At 58.8% G+C, this 19,041-nt stretch carries 16 protein-coding genes and 1 pseudogene; 7 read left to right on the forward strand and 10 right to left on the reverse strand.

The genetic code is table 11. The features are described from left to right. From KDX37_RS21075 to KDX37_RS21095, 5 genes and pseudogenes are all read left to right on the forward strand, one after another. Nucleotides 1–520: pseudogene (locus KDX37_RS21075) on the forward strand (type VI secretion system tip protein VgrG); the annotation flags it as partial. A gap of 269 nt (nucleotides 521–789) precedes the next feature. Then, on the forward strand, nucleotides 790–3,096 hold the full coding sequence (locus KDX37_RS21080; RefSeq protein WP_231654944.1) for a hypothetical protein: 2,307 nt from the start codon (nucleotides 790–792) through the stop codon (nucleotides 3,094–3,096). Between the two features lie 64 nt (nucleotides 3,097–3,160). Continuing rightward, a complete protein-coding gene (locus tag KDX37_RS21085; RefSeq protein WP_231654946.1) occupies nucleotides 3,161–3,781 on the forward strand; it encodes a hypothetical protein in 621 nt (206 codons plus the stop codon). Further along, entirely contained in the window at nucleotides 3,778–5,022 is a 1,245-nt protein-coding gene (locus KDX37_RS21090; RefSeq protein WP_231654949.1) for a hypothetical protein, read from the forward strand. Before KDX37_RS21085 ends, KDX37_RS21090 begins: the two co-directional genes overlap by 4 nt. Before the next feature lie 437 nt (nucleotides 5,023–5,459). Continuing rightward, nucleotides 5,460–6,263 (forward strand): hypothetical protein, encoded by an 804-nt coding sequence (locus KDX37_RS21095; RefSeq protein ID WP_231654951.1) that lies wholly within the window; start codon nucleotides 5,460–5,462, stop codon nucleotides 6,261–6,263. Nucleotides 6,264–6,302: 39 nt separating this feature from the next. Here the strand turns inward: KDX37_RS21095 and KDX37_RS21100 are convergent, their stop codons facing one another. The 9 genes from KDX37_RS21100 to KDX37_RS21140 form a co-directional block, all read right to left on the reverse strand. Then, a complete protein-coding gene (locus tag KDX37_RS21100) occupies nucleotides 6,303–8,540 on the reverse strand; it encodes an ATP-binding protein (protein ID WP_231654961.1) in 2,238 nt (745 codons plus the stop codon). Continuing rightward, on the reverse strand, nucleotides 8,537–9,151 hold the full coding sequence (locus KDX37_RS21105; RefSeq protein ID WP_231655022.1) for a biliverdin-producing heme oxygenase: 615 nt from the start codon (nucleotides 9,149–9,151) through the stop codon (nucleotides 8,537–8,539). Before KDX37_RS21105 ends, KDX37_RS21100 begins: the two co-directional genes overlap by 4 nt. A 235-nt stretch (nucleotides 9,152–9,386) precedes the next feature. Then, nucleotides 9,387–10,340: a CDF family Co(II)/Ni(II) efflux transporter DmeF gene (gene dmeF / locus KDX37_RS21110; protein WP_231654966.1), complete on the reverse strand. Its 954-nt coding sequence runs from the start codon at nucleotides 10,338–10,340 to the stop codon at nucleotides 9,387–9,389. 11 nt (nucleotides 10,341–10,351) lie between these two features. Next, a complete protein-coding gene (locus KDX37_RS21115) occupies nucleotides 10,352–10,627 on the reverse strand; it encodes a metal/formaldehyde-sensitive transcriptional repressor (protein WP_231654967.1) in 276 nt (91 codons plus the stop codon). A gap of 72 nt (nucleotides 10,628–10,699) precedes the next feature. Continuing rightward, on the reverse strand, nucleotides 10,700–12,733 hold the full coding sequence (locus KDX37_RS21120; protein ID WP_231654968.1) for an LTA synthase family protein: 2,034 nt from the start codon (nucleotides 12,731–12,733) through the stop codon (nucleotides 10,700–10,702). 10 nt (nucleotides 12,734–12,743) lie between these two features. Beyond that, nucleotides 12,744–13,364 carry a hypothetical protein gene (locus KDX37_RS21125; RefSeq protein WP_231654969.1) on the reverse strand — a complete coding sequence of 207 codons (621 nt, stop codon included), beginning with the start codon at nucleotides 13,362–13,364 and terminating at the stop codon, nucleotides 12,744–12,746. Further along, the gene (locus KDX37_RS21130; RefSeq protein ID WP_231654970.1) at nucleotides 13,361–14,659 is read right to left on the reverse strand and encodes a sialidase family protein; all 1,299 of its coding nucleotides are present in this window, start codon (nucleotides 14,657–14,659) and stop codon (nucleotides 13,361–13,363) included. Before KDX37_RS21130 ends, KDX37_RS21125 begins: the two co-directional genes overlap by 4 nt. Before the next feature lie 46 nt (nucleotides 14,660–14,705). Further along, nucleotides 14,706–15,254, reverse strand: a complete 549-nt coding sequence (locus KDX37_RS21135) for a cytochrome b/b6 domain-containing protein (protein WP_231654971.1) — start codon at nucleotides 15,252–15,254, stop codon at nucleotides 14,706–14,708. Then, nucleotides 15,254–15,520 carry a PepSY domain-containing protein gene (locus KDX37_RS21140; RefSeq protein WP_231654972.1) on the reverse strand — a complete coding sequence of 89 codons (267 nt, stop codon included), beginning with the start codon at nucleotides 15,518–15,520 and terminating at the stop codon, nucleotides 15,254–15,256. The genes KDX37_RS21135 and KDX37_RS21140 overlap by 1 nt, the downstream gene beginning before the upstream one ends. A 170-nt stretch (nucleotides 15,521–15,690) precedes the next feature. Between KDX37_RS21140 and KDX37_RS21145 the strand changes: the two genes are divergently transcribed. Together KDX37_RS21145 and KDX37_RS21150 are read left to right on the forward strand one after the other, a co-directional pair. Beyond that, entirely contained in the window at nucleotides 15,691–16,353 is a 663-nt protein-coding gene (locus KDX37_RS21145; RefSeq protein ID WP_231654973.1) for a response regulator, read from the forward strand. Next, nucleotides 16,350–17,723, forward strand: a complete 1,374-nt coding sequence (locus KDX37_RS21150) for an ATP-binding protein (RefSeq protein ID WP_231654974.1) — start codon at nucleotides 16,350–16,352, stop codon at nucleotides 17,721–17,723. The genes KDX37_RS21145 and KDX37_RS21150 overlap by 4 nt, the downstream gene beginning before the upstream one ends. Nucleotides 17,724–17,733: 10 nt before the next feature. Here the strand turns inward: KDX37_RS21150 and amaA are convergent, their stop codons facing one another. Beyond that, complete coding sequence (amaA, locus tag KDX37_RS21155; protein ID WP_231654975.1) at nucleotides 17,734–19,020, reverse strand: L-pipecolate oxidase; 1,287 nt, start codon at nucleotides 19,018–19,020, stop codon at nucleotides 17,734–17,736. Nucleotides 19,021–19,041 lie beyond the last annotated feature (21 nt).

Below are 19,041 nucleotides of genomic sequence, written 5' to 3' on the forward strand. Positions count from 1 at the left end.
TGACCGGGTCGAGGCCAACAGCTACAGCGAGTTCAAGGCACAGGAACACCGCACCGTCGACGGTGATCGGCTGACCGAGGCCAAGGCTGATGATCACCTCAGCGTGGGCGGGACGCGGCATATCAAGGTGGGTGCAGCCCTGCTGGCAGAGGCTGGCCACGAAATCAGCATGGACGCAGGCGAACAGTGGGTGATCGAGGCCGGGATGGAAGTCACTTTCAAAGTCGGCGACAGCTTTTTCAAGATCGATGCCGGCGGCATTACCGCGTCCGGCCCGCAGATCAAGTTGAACTCGGAGGGCACGCCAGGCAGCGGCACAGCATCCGCGCCCTTGCGGCCTGCGCCTGCACGGGTTGCCGAGCGCTCGGCTGCCGGACAACGAACCGCCGCTTTACAGACCACCCCGATCAAACCACCCGCCAGTGAACGACCAGGCCCTGAAACGTTGATCGTCGACGTGTGGGGTGATCCGCAACTGGGCAGCCAACTGCAGGTACTGCCACCGGAGCGCGACGCATGAACGAACTCAGTGATAACCCGATCAGCCAGGGCACCCGCAAGAAAGCCGAGTACCTGAACGACGAACGCGCTCGCCTGGCCCTGCAGATCGAACGGACCGACGGCGGCGTATTGCATATCCCGCTGCTGACCGACACCAGGGCCACGCGGGAAGAAGAAAACATTCAGCGCAACACCCTGATCGCGATCGTGCCGATGGCCAGGCTGCCCGGCTACGACACGGACAGCCAGTCGCCTCGCGGTGGCGTCCCGCGACGAGGTCGGCTGTATGTGTTTCGCAAGAATGTACTGTGGCGAGAGCTGGAAACCGACGGCCAAGGCCAATTGTTTGAGGTCGACGTCAGCCACTGGCGAGCCACTGCCGAACAAAACACCAACGCCGATCAACGAGATTCGGTCGGTGTAGCGCAGCACGTGATGCTGGTGCCAATGTTGTTGCAGAGCCGCTTCGTCGCTGACCAGTTTCTGATGGCGTACAGCGAGGTGCCCTGGACGTGGGACTACATAAAATGGCTGGAAGCCGATCCGGCTCGCGTCCGCGCCCGCTGCCAGAACATCGCAAGGGCCTGGGACGCTGCGGTCGTCGCCTCCGACCACTGGAAAACCACGCAGAGCAACCCGAGCCTGCCGATGGTGCGGATCAAGACCGGGCTCAGGGCCCGGGACTTCAACATCGAAAGCGCCCTCGAAGACCCGCTGGACTTTACCCCGGAGTTCTCAGGCTTCGACGACCAGATGCTGATCAAGCGCTTGCAGATGCGCCAGGAACAACTGGCAAGCCACATGAAGCATCCACCGCCGAGCGCCCTTCCTGAAACAGAGGCCGGTGCCGATCTGCTCGACCGCTATAACCTGCAAGGCAACAAGCATCTGGTCGGGGTCATCCTCGACGATCCGCTGTTTGCCGTGCGCCACGCCATGGCACAGATACGTCACTGCGCCACCTACCTGCAAACCCTCAATGCCCTCGTGCCCTATCACACATACGGCCGTTACGCGCAGGTGCTGTACAGCATTCTGGACGGACCACTGTCGAGTTTGAAAAGCGAAATAGACCTGCCCAAACTGCACGAGGCCGTTTTCGAGCAGGACCGTAAAACCTGCCGCTCGCAGCTGACGACTCACCTTGTGCGCCTGGCAGGGCTTCTCGACAAGAAGCTGACCACCGTGTTGCTGGACTGGACCCATCGTCACGATGAAGCGTTGCTCGAGCCCTACAGCCTATTGACCGAAGCGCTCAATGCTTGCGCTCAACTGCCAGCAAAAGCCGATGCGATGTTTACCGGCAAAGAGCTCCCGGCGCTACGCAAGATGATTGACACACTGGTGCAGGGCATTCTGCGTGCAGAGCATCCTCTGGGTGCGCTGCTGCTGGCCAATAGTGAAGGGCAGTTGCCGGAGCCGGTCAAGCGCCTGCAGATACTGAGCGACAAGAACCTGCCCCCTGCCCCGGAGGCCATGGGCCTCAGTACCCTGATGCTCAGCGCACAAATCATGGGCGAAGTGGACTGGGCCAGTGCAGGCAAAAGTTTCGCGTACTTCATGGGCGACCTGCTGGATATTTTAGGCGCCAGTGTCGTGGCCCAACTCAGCCGACTTGCGCAAGACGCTCAGAACATCAAACTCGACCGGGTCTTCGCCCCCAGCTTCAAGACGCTGTCGGCACTCTCACGAAAACTCGTGGGTGTTCGGCTTACTACCTTTGGCGACGCCATGGACCAGGGCTTCACGGTAATCGGCGTGCAGGGCGGTGGACTGAGCAACGGACTGACCCAAACAGAACGCGCCGAACTGACCCGCAAAAACTACCGCTACGCCTCACTGCACAGCCTCGATGGCGAAAAACTGGGTAGCACCAGTGCCAAAGGCAGTTACACAAACCAACCCCTGGTACGCAACCTGACCGTGATCGCACTGCCCAGTGGCCACCCCGAACTTTCGCGCTACAGCCGGTTTCGCGCGGGATTGAGTCAGGCCGGTCAGGCGCTGGAAAAGACCAAGGCAGTGCCTACGTTAATGCTGGGGTTTGCGGTTTATAACTTGGTGGTGCAGGTAGAAAGCTTTAAGACTCAGGAATCTTTTCGTGGAAACTTTGGAGTTGTAAGCGCATTTTTAGATTTGGGAGCCGCAATCGGGAATCATAGCAAACTTCTTTTTGGTGGTACAACCGCAAACTTTCTTAATACGCCACGCATTGACATATCAAAAATATCTATTCAATGGGCAAATAATCTGGAAAAACAAACGGGCAGTCCAAAGTTACCTCTGCTAAGGGCTATTGGTGGTATAGCTACCGGGGTAGGAGCATTACTCAGCATATTGGACGCTTTCAAAGCACTTGAAAAAGGCAGATACGCCCTATCAGCCGCCTATTTTTTTTACTGCTTTGGGCAGCGGAATTTGGGGGGCTTATGCTCTTGGCCTAACCATAAACCCCTTGGCTCTGCTTATAGGTGTGGCGGTAACTATCGGAGGCTCAATCGTTGCAAATCTACTATCCGACAGCGACATCAAGCTATTGATACGAAATGGTCCGTTCGGCCTAAAATTTTCCGGCAACCAGACTCCAGTCGCTGACAACAATGAAAACTTTAATCACTTAAGTAATCCAGTCATTGCCTACCAACAACTGGTAGGGCTATTGGGCAAACCTACTATCACCTCCATGCGTCTGAAGGATTGGAGAAATGAAGCCACTACCGAGCAATTAAAGGTGGTAACGCTGGCCGATGGGCGACGTGCGCAAGTGGAATCCGACAACGGCTACTCACAAACGACCCGGCCCGAGCGACGAGCCCTCGAAGATAACGACTGGGTGGTCATTGTTCATTCACCGCTACTATCGATGTTCGGTCATCAGGGACAGCAGTTCCAACTGGCCGGGCAGGAGTTCTGCTCAAGCCTAGACACCGGCCAAGTATTAGCTACCCGTCAGTACCGCAGACAAACAACAGGCTCACCCAAACTGGTAGCTGTTTCGCTAGGGATTGACAGCATGCTTTATGTGCTTCCATCTTTTTTTGAAACACCGGTGCTTAACGTGCAGCAACGGGATCGTCTTCGAGTCACGGAAGGGCTAAAGGTCAGCTTGCAGGTCGAGCTAAGTACTGAGCCAAACAGTGCACCGCTGATCCTTCCGCAGCCTACTATTGAGAATTGGAAACCTTTCTCTCCTAATCATCGTCGCTTGCCAACTGAAGATGCACTTGCAGACGAAGCACCGCTGTACTGGCTAATAGCAACCCACGAGCAAAACGTATGATTTCCCCTGCCGAAACCGATACCTACTACGCCGCCAATGCCTACCGCAGTACCAGCACCGAAACATTACCCAATCCAAAATGGATCAGCGCGCTGAATCGCAACGGGCTATTCAATACCCACCTTGCTTCAGGCTACTGCGCGGGACTGGAGCCAGTGATGGAAGTCACTACTCAGCTTGAGGCGGATGAACACAATATCCATCAACGGCAGCAACTAGCCAGTGACAAACCAGAAGTCTATTGCGATGCACGACGCTGGCGATTTCAAAACTCAGAAAAAGTTCCGCATATATTATTCATCCTGAATATCTTGTGCATTCCTTACTCGTGGCTTCCTTGGAGTTTAGGTATATTTTTTCAAGTCAAACCGGCACTCGGATATGGAGATATCAGCACAGAACTCATGACGTCGATCGCATTCTCGACAGCAGTTTTTATGTTCACCTCATTAGCCCTCTACATGACTAGCAGAAGAGGGGTGCATTATCTTCAATCAGGAGGTTTGGTGATCTCAGCCATCACCGTTCTCTGGCTAAAAGGAACCCTTTGGGGCTCCAGCGACATGCATATCGGTTTCTGGCTCGGCGCCTTCCTCTACTTCATGGGCGCAATCGGTTGGGATTGCCTGCTATGGCTGTACAGCATGAAAAGCAGACACGACGGCAGCGAATTCAATCGCGTGGACGGGATGGTGCGGTTCAAGCGGCGATTCCGGCCGCTGTATGTGGCGCCATTCGAAGAATTTGACCCAGTATTGATGCGCGCGCCTAGCGGCCATGGGTCCAGCGATTATGCGCTGTGGTTGTATCACCGTTATTCATCCAACAAAGTGTGCCTGGCCGTCAAGGTGCATGCGCTGGGCCTCGACAAGCCTAATGCGCTGGCGTTCTGGGATTGCCTGCAGCGCTATATGGACGTCACTCAACCCCTGCCCGACCTCCCTGTGCTGGAACAAAGTCGCCACCTCGACCCCGTCACCGCCGCCCACGACGCCCAGACCGGACGCAACCCCCGCCGCTGGCGTGATCAATCCATAACCGGCTGGAAAACAGGCGGAGAAAAGCAACTCAGCGAACAGTTGCGCCGTTATCCCTGGCAGCAACAGCCGTGCATCATCAAGGCACGTTTGAGCGGCGCGCTGACCATCGAGGAATACTACCGGGCGCTGGAAGCCAGAAACATTCAGATCACACCCAGGGCCGACGACTACGTCCTGTCGTTCGACCCGGATCAGGCGTAGTGATCAGCATGAGAACGTATAGCGATCACTACGCCGCCAGCGCGTACCGCAGCACCAGTGCCGACAAATTACCCAATCCAAAATGGAGAAGCGCATTAAATCGCAACGGGTTATTCAATACCCACCTTGCTTCAGGCCACTGCGCGGGACTGGAGCCAGTGATGGAAGTCACCACTCAGCTTGAGGCAGATGAGCACAGTGTCTATGAGCGGCAGCAGGCGGCTGGCTATTCTACTGAAGTCTATTGCGACGCGTACCGGTGGCGTTTTCAAAACTCGGGACGGATTCCGCACGTGCTGTTTATCATGAAGACACTCAGCTTCTCGCTATTGTGGCTGTGCTGGGGTTTAGGCGTTCTTCATCCTGTCCGATTAGAACTCGGGTATAACCACACTGGAGGGCTGACTTTTTTCATCTCATTCATATCAGTAGTACTGATGTTCAGCTCAATGACGCTCTACATGTGTCAATTGAGGTTTCTCCATCCGCTGCAAATAACCGGCTTGGTGCTCTCCGCAGCCATCGTCCTCTGGCTAAAAGGAACCCTTTGGGGCTCCAGCGACATGCACATCGGTTTCTGGCTCGGCACCGCCCTCTACTTCATGGGCGCAATCGGTTGGGATTGCCTGCTATGGCTGTACAGTGTGAAAAGCCGGCACGACGGCAGCGAATTCAATCGCGTGGACGGGATGGTGCGGTTCAAGCGGCGGTTCCGGCCGCTGTATGTGGCGCCATTCGAAGAATTTGACCCGGTATTGATGCGCGCGCCTAGCGGCCATGGGTCCAGTGATTATGCACTGTGGCTGTATCACCGTTATTCATCCAACAAGGTGTGCCTGGCCGTCAAAGTGCATGCGCTGGGCCTCGACAAGCCTAATGCGCTGGCGTTCTGGGATTGCCTGCAACGCTACATGGACGTCACTCAACCCCTGCCCGATCTGCCTGTGCTGGAACAGAGCCGTCACCTCGACCCTGTCACCGCCGCCCACGACGCCAAGACCGGACGCAACCCCCGCCGCTGGCGTGATCAATCCATAACCGGCTGGAAAACAGGCGGAGAAAAGCAACTCAGCGAACAGTTGCGCCGTTATCCCTGGCAGCAACAGCCGTGCATCATCAAGGCACGTTTGAGCAGCGCGCTGACCATCGAGGAATACTACCGGGCGCTGGAAGCCAGAAACATTCAGATCACACCCAGGGCCGACGACTACGTCCTGTCGTTCGACCCGGATCAGGCTTGAGCAGTCGAGCGACCTTCAAGCCTGATTCGAACGTTTTTGTCACTCGGCGACGGGCACTGTGAAACGGAATTCGCTGCCCTGCCCTACTTCACTGCTCGCGCCCAGTACACCACCATGGGCTTTGATAATGCCCTGCGAGATGTAGAGGCCCAGGCCGGTACCGGTCGGGTTGCCTTCCTTGACGGTCCAATAGCGCTCGAATATGTGCGGCAGCTGGTCTGCCGGGATGCCTTCACCTGAGTCACGTACGGTGAAGACGATCTCATCACCCACGCACACTGCCGCCACACCGATCTTGCCGAGCTTGGGAGTGAACTTGATGGCATTGCCGATCAGGTTGGAGAGTACCTGGAACAAGCGCTCAGGGTCTGCCTTGACCTTGAGGTCCGGTTCGGCGTCGAAGGAGATCTCGATGGACTTGTCCATCGCCAACGGCGCCAGCAAGGTGTAGGCCTCTTCGAAAATCTGACTGACTTCCAGCGGCTGAGGCGTGATGGTGTAGCGTCCGGCTTCGATTTTCGAGGTGTCGAGCAAATCTTCCAGCAGCACGTTCATGCGGCTTGCCGCCTGCTGCATGGTATCGATGGCCGATGAGATGCGTCGGGACGTGTGCGGACCATCGGAGCTGAATGACTTCTGCATCATGCCGCACAACATTGAGATGACGGTCATCGGGTTGCGCAAGTCGTGGGACACGACCGCCACCAGTTCATCACGGGCACGCACCGCACTCTGCTCGCGTCTTACCTGGCGGGCCAGATCGTCCTCGAGCGCTGAGCGACGCAGGTCATTGGCGGCAAAGATATCGCCATGGCTCCACTTGTTGGCGATCCCGGTCATTTCGACCTTCCAGATCTCGAAGGAAGTGCGCGGCCGCAACTGCTGGCCCGAATCATAGCCCTCCAGATCCATCGGTTTGTCCGGATTACCGCTCCACTCGATGCTTTCCTTGACCTCGGGACGGAACCACAGCACGCCGTTGGCCACAGGCTTGGGCAGGCTCATGGCCAGAACACCGCTGGCGATGGACTGATAAGCCTCGGCTGGAGCAAAAGCGCTCGACAGGTGATGGCTGGAAAAAACCGGTTCGCCGCTCGACATGATCCACTGATGCAGTGCCCTGATATCCGCAGGCTCGGGGCACACGCCATAACAGTGCAGTTGCCGGTCTTCAATGATCGCTACGCCCGTCGCGCCGACCAGTTCCATCAGCAGTCCAGGCTGCTGAGCCAGGCCTTCGAATACGTTGTCTTCGGAGGCGACCATGGACTGGTGCAACAGCTCCAGAGTCTGGAGCTTGGTCTCACGCTGACGGCTGATTTCCAGCGCTTCCATCGCGCTGATTTGCAGCGACAGTACCTGGCCGAGTGCCTGGCAGGCACTGCGCAGCTCATGAGAAACGTACAGCGGCGTGCGATGGCCGCAACTGATCAGGCCCCACAGTTTGTCGCCCTGAATCAGCGAAACGCTCATCGAAGACAGCACGCCCATGTTCTTCATGTACTGACAGTGAATGGGCGAAACGCTGCGCAACGTCGAGAAGCTCAGGTCCAGTTGCTGATGAGTGTCCGGTCGCCGCTGCGGCAACAGCGGTACCGGCGTGTAGTCGGCGTCCGGGATGATCCGCAACCAGTTACGGCGATACAGTTCACGGGCCTGCTCGGGAATATCGGAGGCCGGGAAGAACAGACCGTTGAACAGTTCCATTGACGGCGACGATGCCTCGGCAATGACCTGGCCGTGGCCTTCCTCTTCAAAGCGATAGATCAACACCCGGTCATAGCCGGTCATCTTCTGTACTTCACGGACGCTGATTTCGTATAGCGTCTGCAAATCCCTGGCAGCGTGCAACTGACGCAGCATGCGCCCCAGGTTGCCAGTGCGCTCGATGTAGCTGACCGCCTGGGCGTCCTTGTCCTGAATCTCGAGTTCCAGGACCAGCACACCTTCACTGCGGTGCATCATGGCTTCAAATTCGATGCCATTGACGGTGATCAGCAGACGGGGTGCGTCAATGAATGAATCATGAGCACTGGCGCTTTTTATGACACCAGCCCAGCCGGCACCCAGCACTTGATCGAGCGGCTGCCCGAGGATTTGCTCTGGAGCATGACCCAGCACAGTCTGCACATTGGCGCTGACCTGCATTACAGTGAGGTCCGGCTCCTGCAAGGTAAACAACACTCCATGCGGCTGGATGGCACCCGGAAACTGGATGGGCTCATCCGCACAGTTAGCCAAGAGGACTTCAAACGAGTCCTTGTCGAGTTGGCTCATAACAGTACCTCTTGACCGTCGAGCCAGTGCTCGAAACATGCAAATGTGGATTGAGCCGCACGCGTGGCGGCCTCATTGAAAACAGTGTCACTTGGCACAGCGTTCAAGTGTTCGAGAAATACTTTCCAGCGTGAACCGGTATGGCTGCCGTAAACATCAAGAAACGCCGCGCCGCTCTGTTCATCCAGGCCAAGAGACTTATGGATCTCGCGCCGCAACACTTGTCCGCCCAGCGTGGCACCTTCAAGCACGTACATAACGCCAAGGCAGGCGCCAGCAGAGTCAATTGTCGGCAAGCGGGTGCAATGTGGCAGCTGCTTGATGTCGTGCGCAGTCATGCCAAGCGCGATCAAGTCTTTCGCAAGCACCGGGGTTTTGACCCGTTCGTGTTTTGCTAGTTCGACGGGAGTCAACGCGCTGGCGAGCAAGGCCGCCTCAAGTGGCGCATAAAAGCCGTAGTAGGCTTGCATCAAACGCAGGTAAAGAGCGCTGTTCAGAGTTGCGGAGAAAAACGGCATTCGTTTTTCGAGTTGGACGTGAAGCTGAGTCGTTTCAGCTCGAAGTGCGTCGAGCAACTTCGGCGGGTTCAAACAGGAAAACTTTGCCGGCATCCAGTAAGTCTCTCGAAGATACGATGGACAGAAAGGCGTCCGGGCGAAAAATAGTTGGACAAAATACAGACTGTAAGCGAAAGCGGGTAGGCCTTTCTTAGACATTCCCGATGAAACACCTGACTTCAACAGGGTACACATCACGTCACGACAACGTAGCCAGACACGCAACTTTTGCTGTCTGGCTACGAAAAATGCGTGACATGGATCAGCTCATGCATTCAGTAAAGTTGATTCAGTCGCCCCTTGCCCGATATTCGAGGGTCAGATGCGCGACCTCATGTACGTGCGCCAGGCGATCCCGGATCACATTGGCAGGCACTTTAATATCAGCCAGTACACTGACAATCGCTGCGCACGCCTGCGGACCCACCCGCCAGACATGCAGATCGGTAAGGGTCGCGTCACCATTTGCCTCGACGGCATCACGAATTTCCTGTGCCACGTGCTCGTCGGTCACGTCCAGCAGCACAGTACTGCTGGTCTTTATCAGGCCGATGGCCCAACGGGCAATGACGAAAGCTCCAACAATACCCATGAGCGGGTCCAGCCAGACCCAGCCCAGATACCGTCCGGCCAGCAACGCGACGATGGCGAGCACCGACGTCAACGCATCGGCCAGGACATGGACATAGGCCGAGCGCAGGTTGTTATCGCCAGCATGATGGTCATGGTGGTCATGACCGTGATGACCGTGATGATCATGCGCATGTGCATGTGCATGGCCACCAGAGAGCAGCACCGCGCTCAAAATGTTCACACCCAGACCAATGACCGCAATTACCGCAGCTTCGCCAAAAGCTACTGCGGTGGGCTGGAACAGGCGAATCACTGACTCGACACCGATCCACAGCGACACCATGGCCAGAATCAACGCCGAGGCGAAGCCCGCCAGATCACCCACCTTGCCGGTGCCGAAACTGAAGCGGCGGTTGTGCGCGTTGCGACGGGCGAAAGCGTAGGCACCGGCGGCAATACCCAATGCTCCTGCATGGGTTGCCATGTGCAGGCCATCAGCAAGCAAAGCCATGGAACCGGTGACATAACCCGCCACGACTTCGATCACCATCATGGCAAACGTCAGCGCCACAACCCACAGCGTACGCCGCGCGTTGCGGTCATGGGACGCGCCGAGGAACACGTGCTGGTGGGTCAGCGAGGCCGGAGACGCGTGATGTTCATGGTTCATTGCGCCCGCCCTCATTTGGAGTACCGACGGATGGCTTCAAGCAACTCGTCCAGGCCCTGCGCCCGCGCTTCGTCACTCAAATCGGGGTGCGCTACATGCTCACGGGCGTGCGCTTCGATGATCTGGTCAAGCAGCCCGTTGATCGCGCCACGCGTGGCCGCGACCAAGTGCAAAGTCTTCGCACAGTCGGTCTCGCTCTCGATGCCTCGCTCAATCGCCTGAACCTGACCTGCGATGCGCCGGACCCGCTTGAGCAGGTTGTCCTTGTCATCATGCAAGTGCGCCATACCATACCCCCCTACCTATAATGAGAGCATCGTAAGCGCATGCCGGTTGACATGCAAACGCGCCAGTCGCGATCACCGCACGTTCTGGTACAGCATCATCCGCGACGTTTCATGCAGCCCTCGGGTCAGGTCACGCAGGCGCTTGAACTCCTCGGGATTCTGCTCGGCGACATTGTCCAGTGGCGTGGTCGAAGACAGGTCGTGCAGCGTCGGGGAACTGCCGTCGTGTTCCATTTGCAGCAGGTGATGGCGTGTCACACCGCCGATCAGCGGGAAGGTCCCCTCACGCAGCACCAGCGGCACGACACGCTCGCCTTCAGGGGCCGGCTGCTGAATATCTCGACCCATTGCGCCGTTGTTGAACGGCATGCCGGTCATGCCAGCAAGCGTCGGCAACAGGTCCGCCAGGCCAACAGCCTCATCAACCGTGCGCGAACCCAACAGGCCGGGCGCGTGAATCAGCAGCGGCACGTTGTTGCTCTCCAGCCCCAACTGTTCGAACGCAGGCGCCATGTGTGGGATCTGGCTGATGCGCGTGTTGTGATCTCCGAACAGCACAAAAATGGTGTTCTCGTAATAACCGCCCGCCTTGGCCAGCTCCATCAGCCGCCCGATATTGAAGTCCAGCAGACGCACGGCGTTGTACTGCTCGACGCTACGCGAGCCCGCGGCCTGAACCTGCGCCAGGGTCTTGTCGCTCACCTGAAACCCGTCGTTGTCCCTGGGGATGGTGAACGGTCGGTGATTGCCGGCCGTCTGCACATAGGCGAAGAACGGTCTGTTGGCAGGCAGTGCGCGCAGGATCTGATCGCTCTCCTTGAACAGGTCCAGATCAGAGATGCCCCATACATCCACCTGAGGCGACTTCCAGTCGCGCTCGTCGTAAAGACGAATGCCGTCGATACTGCGCCGAATCAGCGCGTTCATGTTGGCCCAGCCCGAGTTGCCGCCGATCATGTACAGCTTCTCATAGCCTTTGAAGTCGTTGATGATCGTGTGTTGGCGCGTCAACAATGGATGGCGGGTGGCCGTCTCCTGACGCGTCACGTCAGGCACCCCGGTAATGCTCGCCCAGACGGTCTTGGCGGTCCCGGTGACGGGCACATAGAAGTGTTTGAAGAACCAGCTTTGCCTGGCCAGACGATCCAGATTCGGCGTTGGATTGAGCGGGTTGCCATACGCACCGACCGCACTGGTGCCCAGTGATTCGAGCATCACGAACATCACGTTCGGTGGCCGGTCACCTGCCAGCCGATACGGCTGTACCGCCTGTTGGCGCTTGAAGTTGGCCGCCTGTGCATCAGGCTGGTCGACGCCCAGATAGTGTGCAATCACGTTGTAATGCTGACGGACCAGCTCTTCGTCGTAGCGCGACTGGGCCACCTTGAGCGTGTCATAGAGAAACAGTGCAGGGTTGAGCCCCAGCGCGGCCACCTGGCTGTTGCCGGAGAAAAACGCATCGCTCCAGCGCAACGGGACCGGGTTTTCCAGATTGAGGTTTTCGACACGACCCAGCAGCCCCAGAAACGTCGCACACACCACCAACACCGAAACCCAGGTCGCAGACCAGCGACTGACCGCAGACGCCGGGCGACCGAGCGTGCCCCGCTCAAGCTTCAGCAGCATCCAGCCGGTCAGCAGCACCAGCGCGAGCCAGGCGAGACCGATCTGCACGACCGGGTAAGTTTGCCAGAGCATGTCGCGGGAAATCTGCGCGTCTTCCAGATAGCGCATCACGCTGGCATTCAAACGAACACCGAGGTAGGCGTAATGACCAAAATCCACGATATGGATCATGGTCAGTACCGCCAGCGCCAAGATCAGGTAGCACCTCGCCACGCGACGCAAAGCCGGTACGCTGAGCATGTTCCAGCGCGGCAGCCAGAGCAGCGCCGCCACCGGCAACAGGATCAGCAACGCGAGACGCAGGTCGAAGCGCAGGCCGATCCCCAACGTTTGCAGCACGTCGCCATCGCTGAACAACCTGCCCGGTTCAACACCCGAAAAACCGAAGAAAAATACGCCCCTCAGCACGGCCGACACCATAAACACCAGCACGACAGCGCCCAGCCAGAAGCGTAAGCGTCGTGATTGCAGCCCACTCATCGTCAATCCTCTATACGTTGCCAGCCGCCAGGGCCGCCGGACGACGACGCCCCGCAGCCTGGCGATACACAAAACGAACACCCCACACCAGCAACGCGCCACAGCAATACAGCGCCAGCAGCGGGTCGATGAGGTAGTCCCAGTAGTTTTCCGAGGGCTTGAGGCGGAAGGTGAAGGCCAGCGTGGCGACAGCCAGCATGACCACGCCCAACGTGCTACGCAGCGCCAGCAATGCCAGCGCGATCATGGCCACGATGATGATCATCGGCCTCGGGTTATAGCCCCAGCGGTAAGGGTCGAAATACGTCAAGCCGAGTGTGGCCGGGTACAACGTCAAGGCCAGCGCAGCGAACACCAGCAACATCCCCAGGCGCTGGTTCGCGGCGACGGGTTTGAGCACACCCAGCCGTCGCAGGGTCAGCCAGCCAAGCAGAACCAGACTGCTGATCGCCAGATCGTCGGTCAGACTGCGGGCGTAGGCCGCCAGGGTCAGGCCGTCGACCGTCACCACGCTCAACGCCGAGGTGGCTGCCAACAGGCCGCATCGCCACCATAAAGAGGACGTCAGCGGTGCCAGCAGCACGAACAAAGTCCAGGCGAACGCCAGATGAGCGAATCCCAATGCGGTCATAACAGCTGCTCCGCCAGCCAGGCCTCGTTGAAGCTGACATGTTTGATGAAGGTGTTATTCCACGAATACACGAGGTGATAGAGCCCGTCCGGGCTGCGAATGAAATACGGGTATTCGTATTCGAAATCACAGCCTTGAGGCGAACAGACGCGCTGGTCCAGATTGCTCAGGAACGCAGCTTCCATCGGCTGTCGACGTGCCCCGCTGGAGCTGCGAAAGCCCTCCCCGATCACTGCCTTGTAGGCCTCCAGCGAGAACGGTGTGCCCAGCGGATCGGGCGACTTGTCCAGATCGATCAGCGGCCGCCAAACGTTCATCTGTTCGTCGGTGCCGTAGAGGCTGAGTTTGAAGCGGCCCTCGCGCAGGTCATTCAACGCCACCAGCAGGCCTCTGCCTGGCACGCCGACAGCGGCCAGCGACGAATTGGGGTTGCTCGGCGTCAATGGACGCGGCTCGCTCCAGGTTTTGCCGCCGTCTTCCGTCCGGCTGGCCAGTACCCGATGGAAGGTCTCGCCCGCGTAACGCAGTAGCGCAACAGCCCGCTGGCCGTCCAGCGGTACTACGGTAGGTTGCAGCGAGTTGGTGCCGCGACTGATCCGAAACTTGTCGATCACTTCGCCGTCCGCACTCAGGTACAGGTACTCTGCGAACTTGCCGAGAAACTCGTGATACACCGGCAGACCTATCGAGCCGTCAGCATGGAAAACCGGCGCGCCGCGCACCAGCGTACTGATGTTGAGAAACGGTGAGGTGACTAACTGGCGCGCAGGCGACCAGGTAGCGCCCATGTCGCTGGACACCATCGCATTGACCGAACTGCCCGCCCAGCCACCCACCGACACTGACACATAAAACAGCCACATCCGGTTATCCGGAGCCAAAGCGACCACTGGGTTGCCCAGCTTGCGGATGTATTTGCCGGTGCCGGACTGCGTCGACTCGCGGGTCGCCAGTACCTGCTCGCCACCCCACTCTTCTGTCGCCGCGTCGTAGCGTGATGTGCGGATCTCGACATCCCCGGCCCCTTCACGCGAGCCGGCAAACCACACCGCCATCAGGTCGCCGCCCGGCAATGCGGTGACCGCCGACGAATGAACGAAGTCGTCCAGATTGGAAGACGCAAAACGCGACGTGTAGTTGGCCTTGGGCGCAATACTGGGCGTACCGGGCGGCGCGGCGCTGATGGCAAATCCGGAAATCTGATGCAGCGGATGGCTGAGCCATGCGCTGATGAAAACAAACACGACAATCAGGCCTGCGCTCCATGCAGCCAGGTTTCGGGAAATAAGAGCCATGGAGAGGTATCACCGTGGGAAAGAAAGAGAGCGGTTCACGCGACGCTCAGGGTCGGTGTTCAGTGTCCGGCAGTGGACGTCGTTTCCCTGTGAGCATCGACAGCGGCAGGTTGTCGCGCACTTGAAAGCTCTCGAAAATCGCCGCTGCCATGTGCAGCACCACCAACGCACACAAGGTATTGGCCAGCGTTTCGTGGATCTGCAACGGCCAGTCGGCACCCCACAGGGCATCGACTTCCTGCATCATCCAGCCGGTTAGCCCCATGCCGAAAATCATCGACATCATCAGCACCATGACCAGCGCACCGAGCGGTGAATGGCCGAGCCGGTGGACCGGTCTGCGGCTTGCCAATGCCCGGACATGTGCACTCAAGCGCGCCCGGCTCGGCCAGAAATCACTCCAGCGGGCGCTGGTTGGCCCGACGAATCCCCACACCACTCGCACGACCAGCCAAGCAACGGCGTAGTAGCCCAGCCAGACGTGCCAGTCATCACCGGCTTCATTGAAGAAGTAATTGGCGATGAAGACCCCCGCGATCGAGACATGAAACAGCCTGACCAGCGGGTCCCAAAGACGCAGGGAACCTCGACTCATCAGCCCTTGATCTCGGTCTTCACCGCTTTACCCGTGACCGGATCGTGGTAGATCTCGACTTTGCGCTTGTCCTTGTCGAAGCCATAGATCTCGTAGCAATTGCCGTCAGTGACTTTGAACTTGCTGATCTCGTAACCCTGAGCCTTGAGTTGCTCCTGAAACTTGGCCTGATCCTGCCATTGGGATTTTTCGGCAGTGGTGCATTGCGGCCCGGCCAGCGCCAACGGGCTGGCCAGTAACAGGGAAATCAGCAGGACTTTACGCATGAGAAATACTCGCAGGCAGTTAAGGAGTGCCTACTGTGCGAAACCAGTCTTAGGAAAAGCTTAATACGCAACAGCTGGTAACATCTTCCCGAACACCTGACACTTCGCGGGGCCACGCTCGAGCTGCATGATGGCGCCTTTCTCAGCCACTCTCACTGGTCAACACGTTTATGCGTCTGCTTCTTGTCGAGGATGATCGAGCCATTGGCCAAGGGATCCGCGTGGCCTTGAATAACGAGGGCTACACACTCGACTGGCTCGAGGACGGCGTCAGCGCACTGCATGCATTGCGCAGCGAACCGTTCGATCTGCTGCTGCTCGACCTCGGCCTGCCACGCATGGACGGCTTCGACCTGCTGCGCCAGTTGCGTGCCGAAGAACTGGCCTTGCCGGTGTTGATCATTACCGCACGTGACGGCACCGCAGACCGCATCGCCGGGCTGGATGCCGGGGCCGATGATTACCTGATCAAGCCGTTCGATGTCGATGAGCTCAAGGCTCGTGTGCGTGCCCTGTTGCGCCGCAGTCAGGGCCGCGCCCAGCCGCTGCTCGAACACGCCGGTATCAGCCTCGATCCGGCGTCGCAGCAGGTCAGCTTCAAGGGCAGCGAGGTGCTGATGACGCCGATGGAGTACCAGTTGCTGCACCAGTTGATGATCCGTCCAGGCAAGGTCGTTACCCGTGAGCGCCTGTCCAATACGCTGTACGGTTGGCAGGACAAGGTCGAAAGCAACACGCTGGAAGTACTGATCCACAACCTGCGCAAAAAGCTCTCTACCGAGTTGATCCGCACCGTACGTGGCGTCGGCTACTTGCTGGAGCTTAAGGCATGAACTCGGTCCGCACGCGCATTCTGGTTCCCGTACTGGTGCTGTTGCTGTTGGGTGACCTGATCATCAGCCTGCTGGTGCTGCGTGACAGCCACCACGAAATCGAGGAGGTCTACGACGCGCAACTGGCCCAGAGTGCGCGCCTCCTGCAGGGCGTGCTGCGCCAGCGCGCTGCTGGCGAACAGGACCTGGACAAACTCTATCAGGCGTTCGATGAAGCCATGAGCCGGGTGGGCACCAGTGGCGTCGCCCACCCCTATGAAACACGCCTGACCTTTCAGGTCTGGCGCACCTCAGGTGAACTGCTGGTACGCTCGACAGAAGCGCCGCTGCTGGCTGCGCCGCCCAGTGAAGAAGGCTCCCACGACCTGATCGAGAACGACCATGAATGGTGCGGCTTTCTGTTGGCCGATCCACAGCAGGGTTTCCTGATCTGGGTGGGCGAGCGTGATGACGTGCGTCAGGACCTGATTCAGCGCATCGTCAGCCACACGGTCTGGCCGACGCTGTTGGGCGTACCTTTGCTGATCGTGGCGATCTGGCTCGCCATCGGCTGGGGTCTGCGCCCGCTGCAACTGATGGCCAAAGTCATTCGCAAACGCGATGCCGAAAGCCTTGAACCACTGAATGTGTCGCCGCTGCCCAGAGAGCTGGAGCCCATGCAGTACGCCCTCAATCGTCTGTTGACCCAGATCGACAGCGTGCTGGACCGCGAACGCCGTTTCATCGCCGATGCCGCCCACGAGCTGCGCACACCGCTGACCATCCTGCGCATCCACGCCCAGAACGCCCGCCAGGCCGAAAGCCCGGAACAACGTCTGGAAGCACTGGACTTTCTGGTCCACGGCGTTGACCGCGCGGCTCGTCTGGCCAGTCAGTTGCTGACCATGGCGCGGCTCGAACCGCGCCTCGAGGACAGCCAGTTGAAAACTTTCGAACTGAATACGCTGGTACGCGAAGAGATGGCCGAGCTGACGCCGCTGGCCCTGGAAAAGCGTGTCGATCTGGTGTTCGAAGCCAGCGATGAATGCCTGATCAACAGCGACCCCGCGGCCATCACCATCGCCCTGCAAAACCTGCTGACCAACGCGCTGAATTTTGCACCGCCCGCGAGCGAGATCCGAGTACAGCTGCGCCCTCAGGAAGACGGCAGCGCGCATGTCTCGGTCGAGGACGCAGGCCCTGGCATCGACGAACAACAGAAAGCGCGGCTGTTCGAGCGTTTTTACAGTCAGGGCAATAGCAACGGCGCAGGGCTGGGCCTGGCCATTGTCGACATGATCGTGCGCAAGCTCGACAGCAGCCTGCACTTGCGCAACTCGGCGCAAGGCGGGCTGTGTGCCGAACTGCGACTCAAGAGCCGCAGCGCCTGAACCGTTTGCGTCAGAGTACGACCCGCAGGCATTGCCCAGCGTGATACAGAGTGAACCCGGCGTCATAAGCCAGCGTGCGCAGCGAACTGCCCGACACCTTCTTGTTGCCGGAGAAATTCACCGGCAGCGCCTCGGCGTCATTGGTCAGCAGATAATCGGCGAAACATTTGCCCACCAGCGTACCGGTGGTGACACCTCGGCCGTTGAAGCCGGTGGCCGCCAATAAGCCCGGCGCGGGCTCGAACAGCCTGAGCAGATGGTCGGGTGTGAAGCCGATCCGGCCCGTCCAGGTGCTTTCCCATTGCACCCGCCCCAACTGCGGGAAGTAATGCTGCTGAATACGGTCGGCCCACTGCCTGAGGAACCATAGCGGGTAATTGCCTGCATTACCGAGGCTGCCCAGCACCAGACGACCGTGCGCATCGCGACGAATACTGCTCAGCACTGTTCGCGTGTCCCACGAACCCTGGCCGCCCTTCAGGATCTGCGCCTGCTCGGCCCCGCTGAGCGGCTGTGATGCGACCTGATAGTAATAACCGGCAAACATGTGATCCTTGATGTCGGTCCACTCGCCTTCGGTGTAGGCATTGGAAGCAATGATCACTTGCTCGGCGCGCACACTGCCCAACGCGGTGGATACCTTCCAGCCATCGGCAGTGCGTTGCAGACCGTTGACCGGCGACTCGCCAAACAACTGCCCGCCCCGGTTCAGCATCGTGAGTGCCATGCCCGAGACATACGCCATCGGATTGACCGTACCAGCGCGATGATCGAGCAACGCGCCAGCGGCCTTGTCGGTGCCACACGCATCGTCACAGGCCTTGCCGGTCAGCAACTCGACGTTGGCACCGCGTCGCTGCCATTGCTCGGCACGGCTGCGCAGATCAGCCAGCCCTTTGGCGTTGTGGGCCATGTGCAGGTTGCCGGTGCGCGTCTCCTGGCAGTCGATGGAATACTTGTCGATGGTCTCAAACACCAAGGCAGGCGCAGCTCCCAGTGCCGTGTTGAGACGGCTGGCCTCGACGCTGCCCAGGGTTTTTTCCAACTCGTCCGGCGCAACCCAGGTCCCGGCGTTGACCAGCCCGACGTTACGCCCGGAACCTCCGTGGCCGACCTGATGGGCCTCGACCACACACACTGACTTACCGCCTTCGAGCAAGCGAAGTGCGGCTGACAGACCGGTAAAACCCGCACCGATAATACAGACATCGGCTGTCCGCTCGCCGGTCAGCCTTGGGCTGACCGGACGCTGCGGGGTCAACTGCTCCCAAAGACACCCTTCACGAAAGTGCGCCATCGAAAAACTCCAGCCATGCCC

The organism is Pseudomonas californiensis (genome assembly GCF_021147775.1).
Lineage (GTDB): Bacteria > Pseudomonadota > Gammaproteobacteria > Pseudomonadales > Pseudomonadaceae > Aquipseudomonas > Aquipseudomonas californiensis.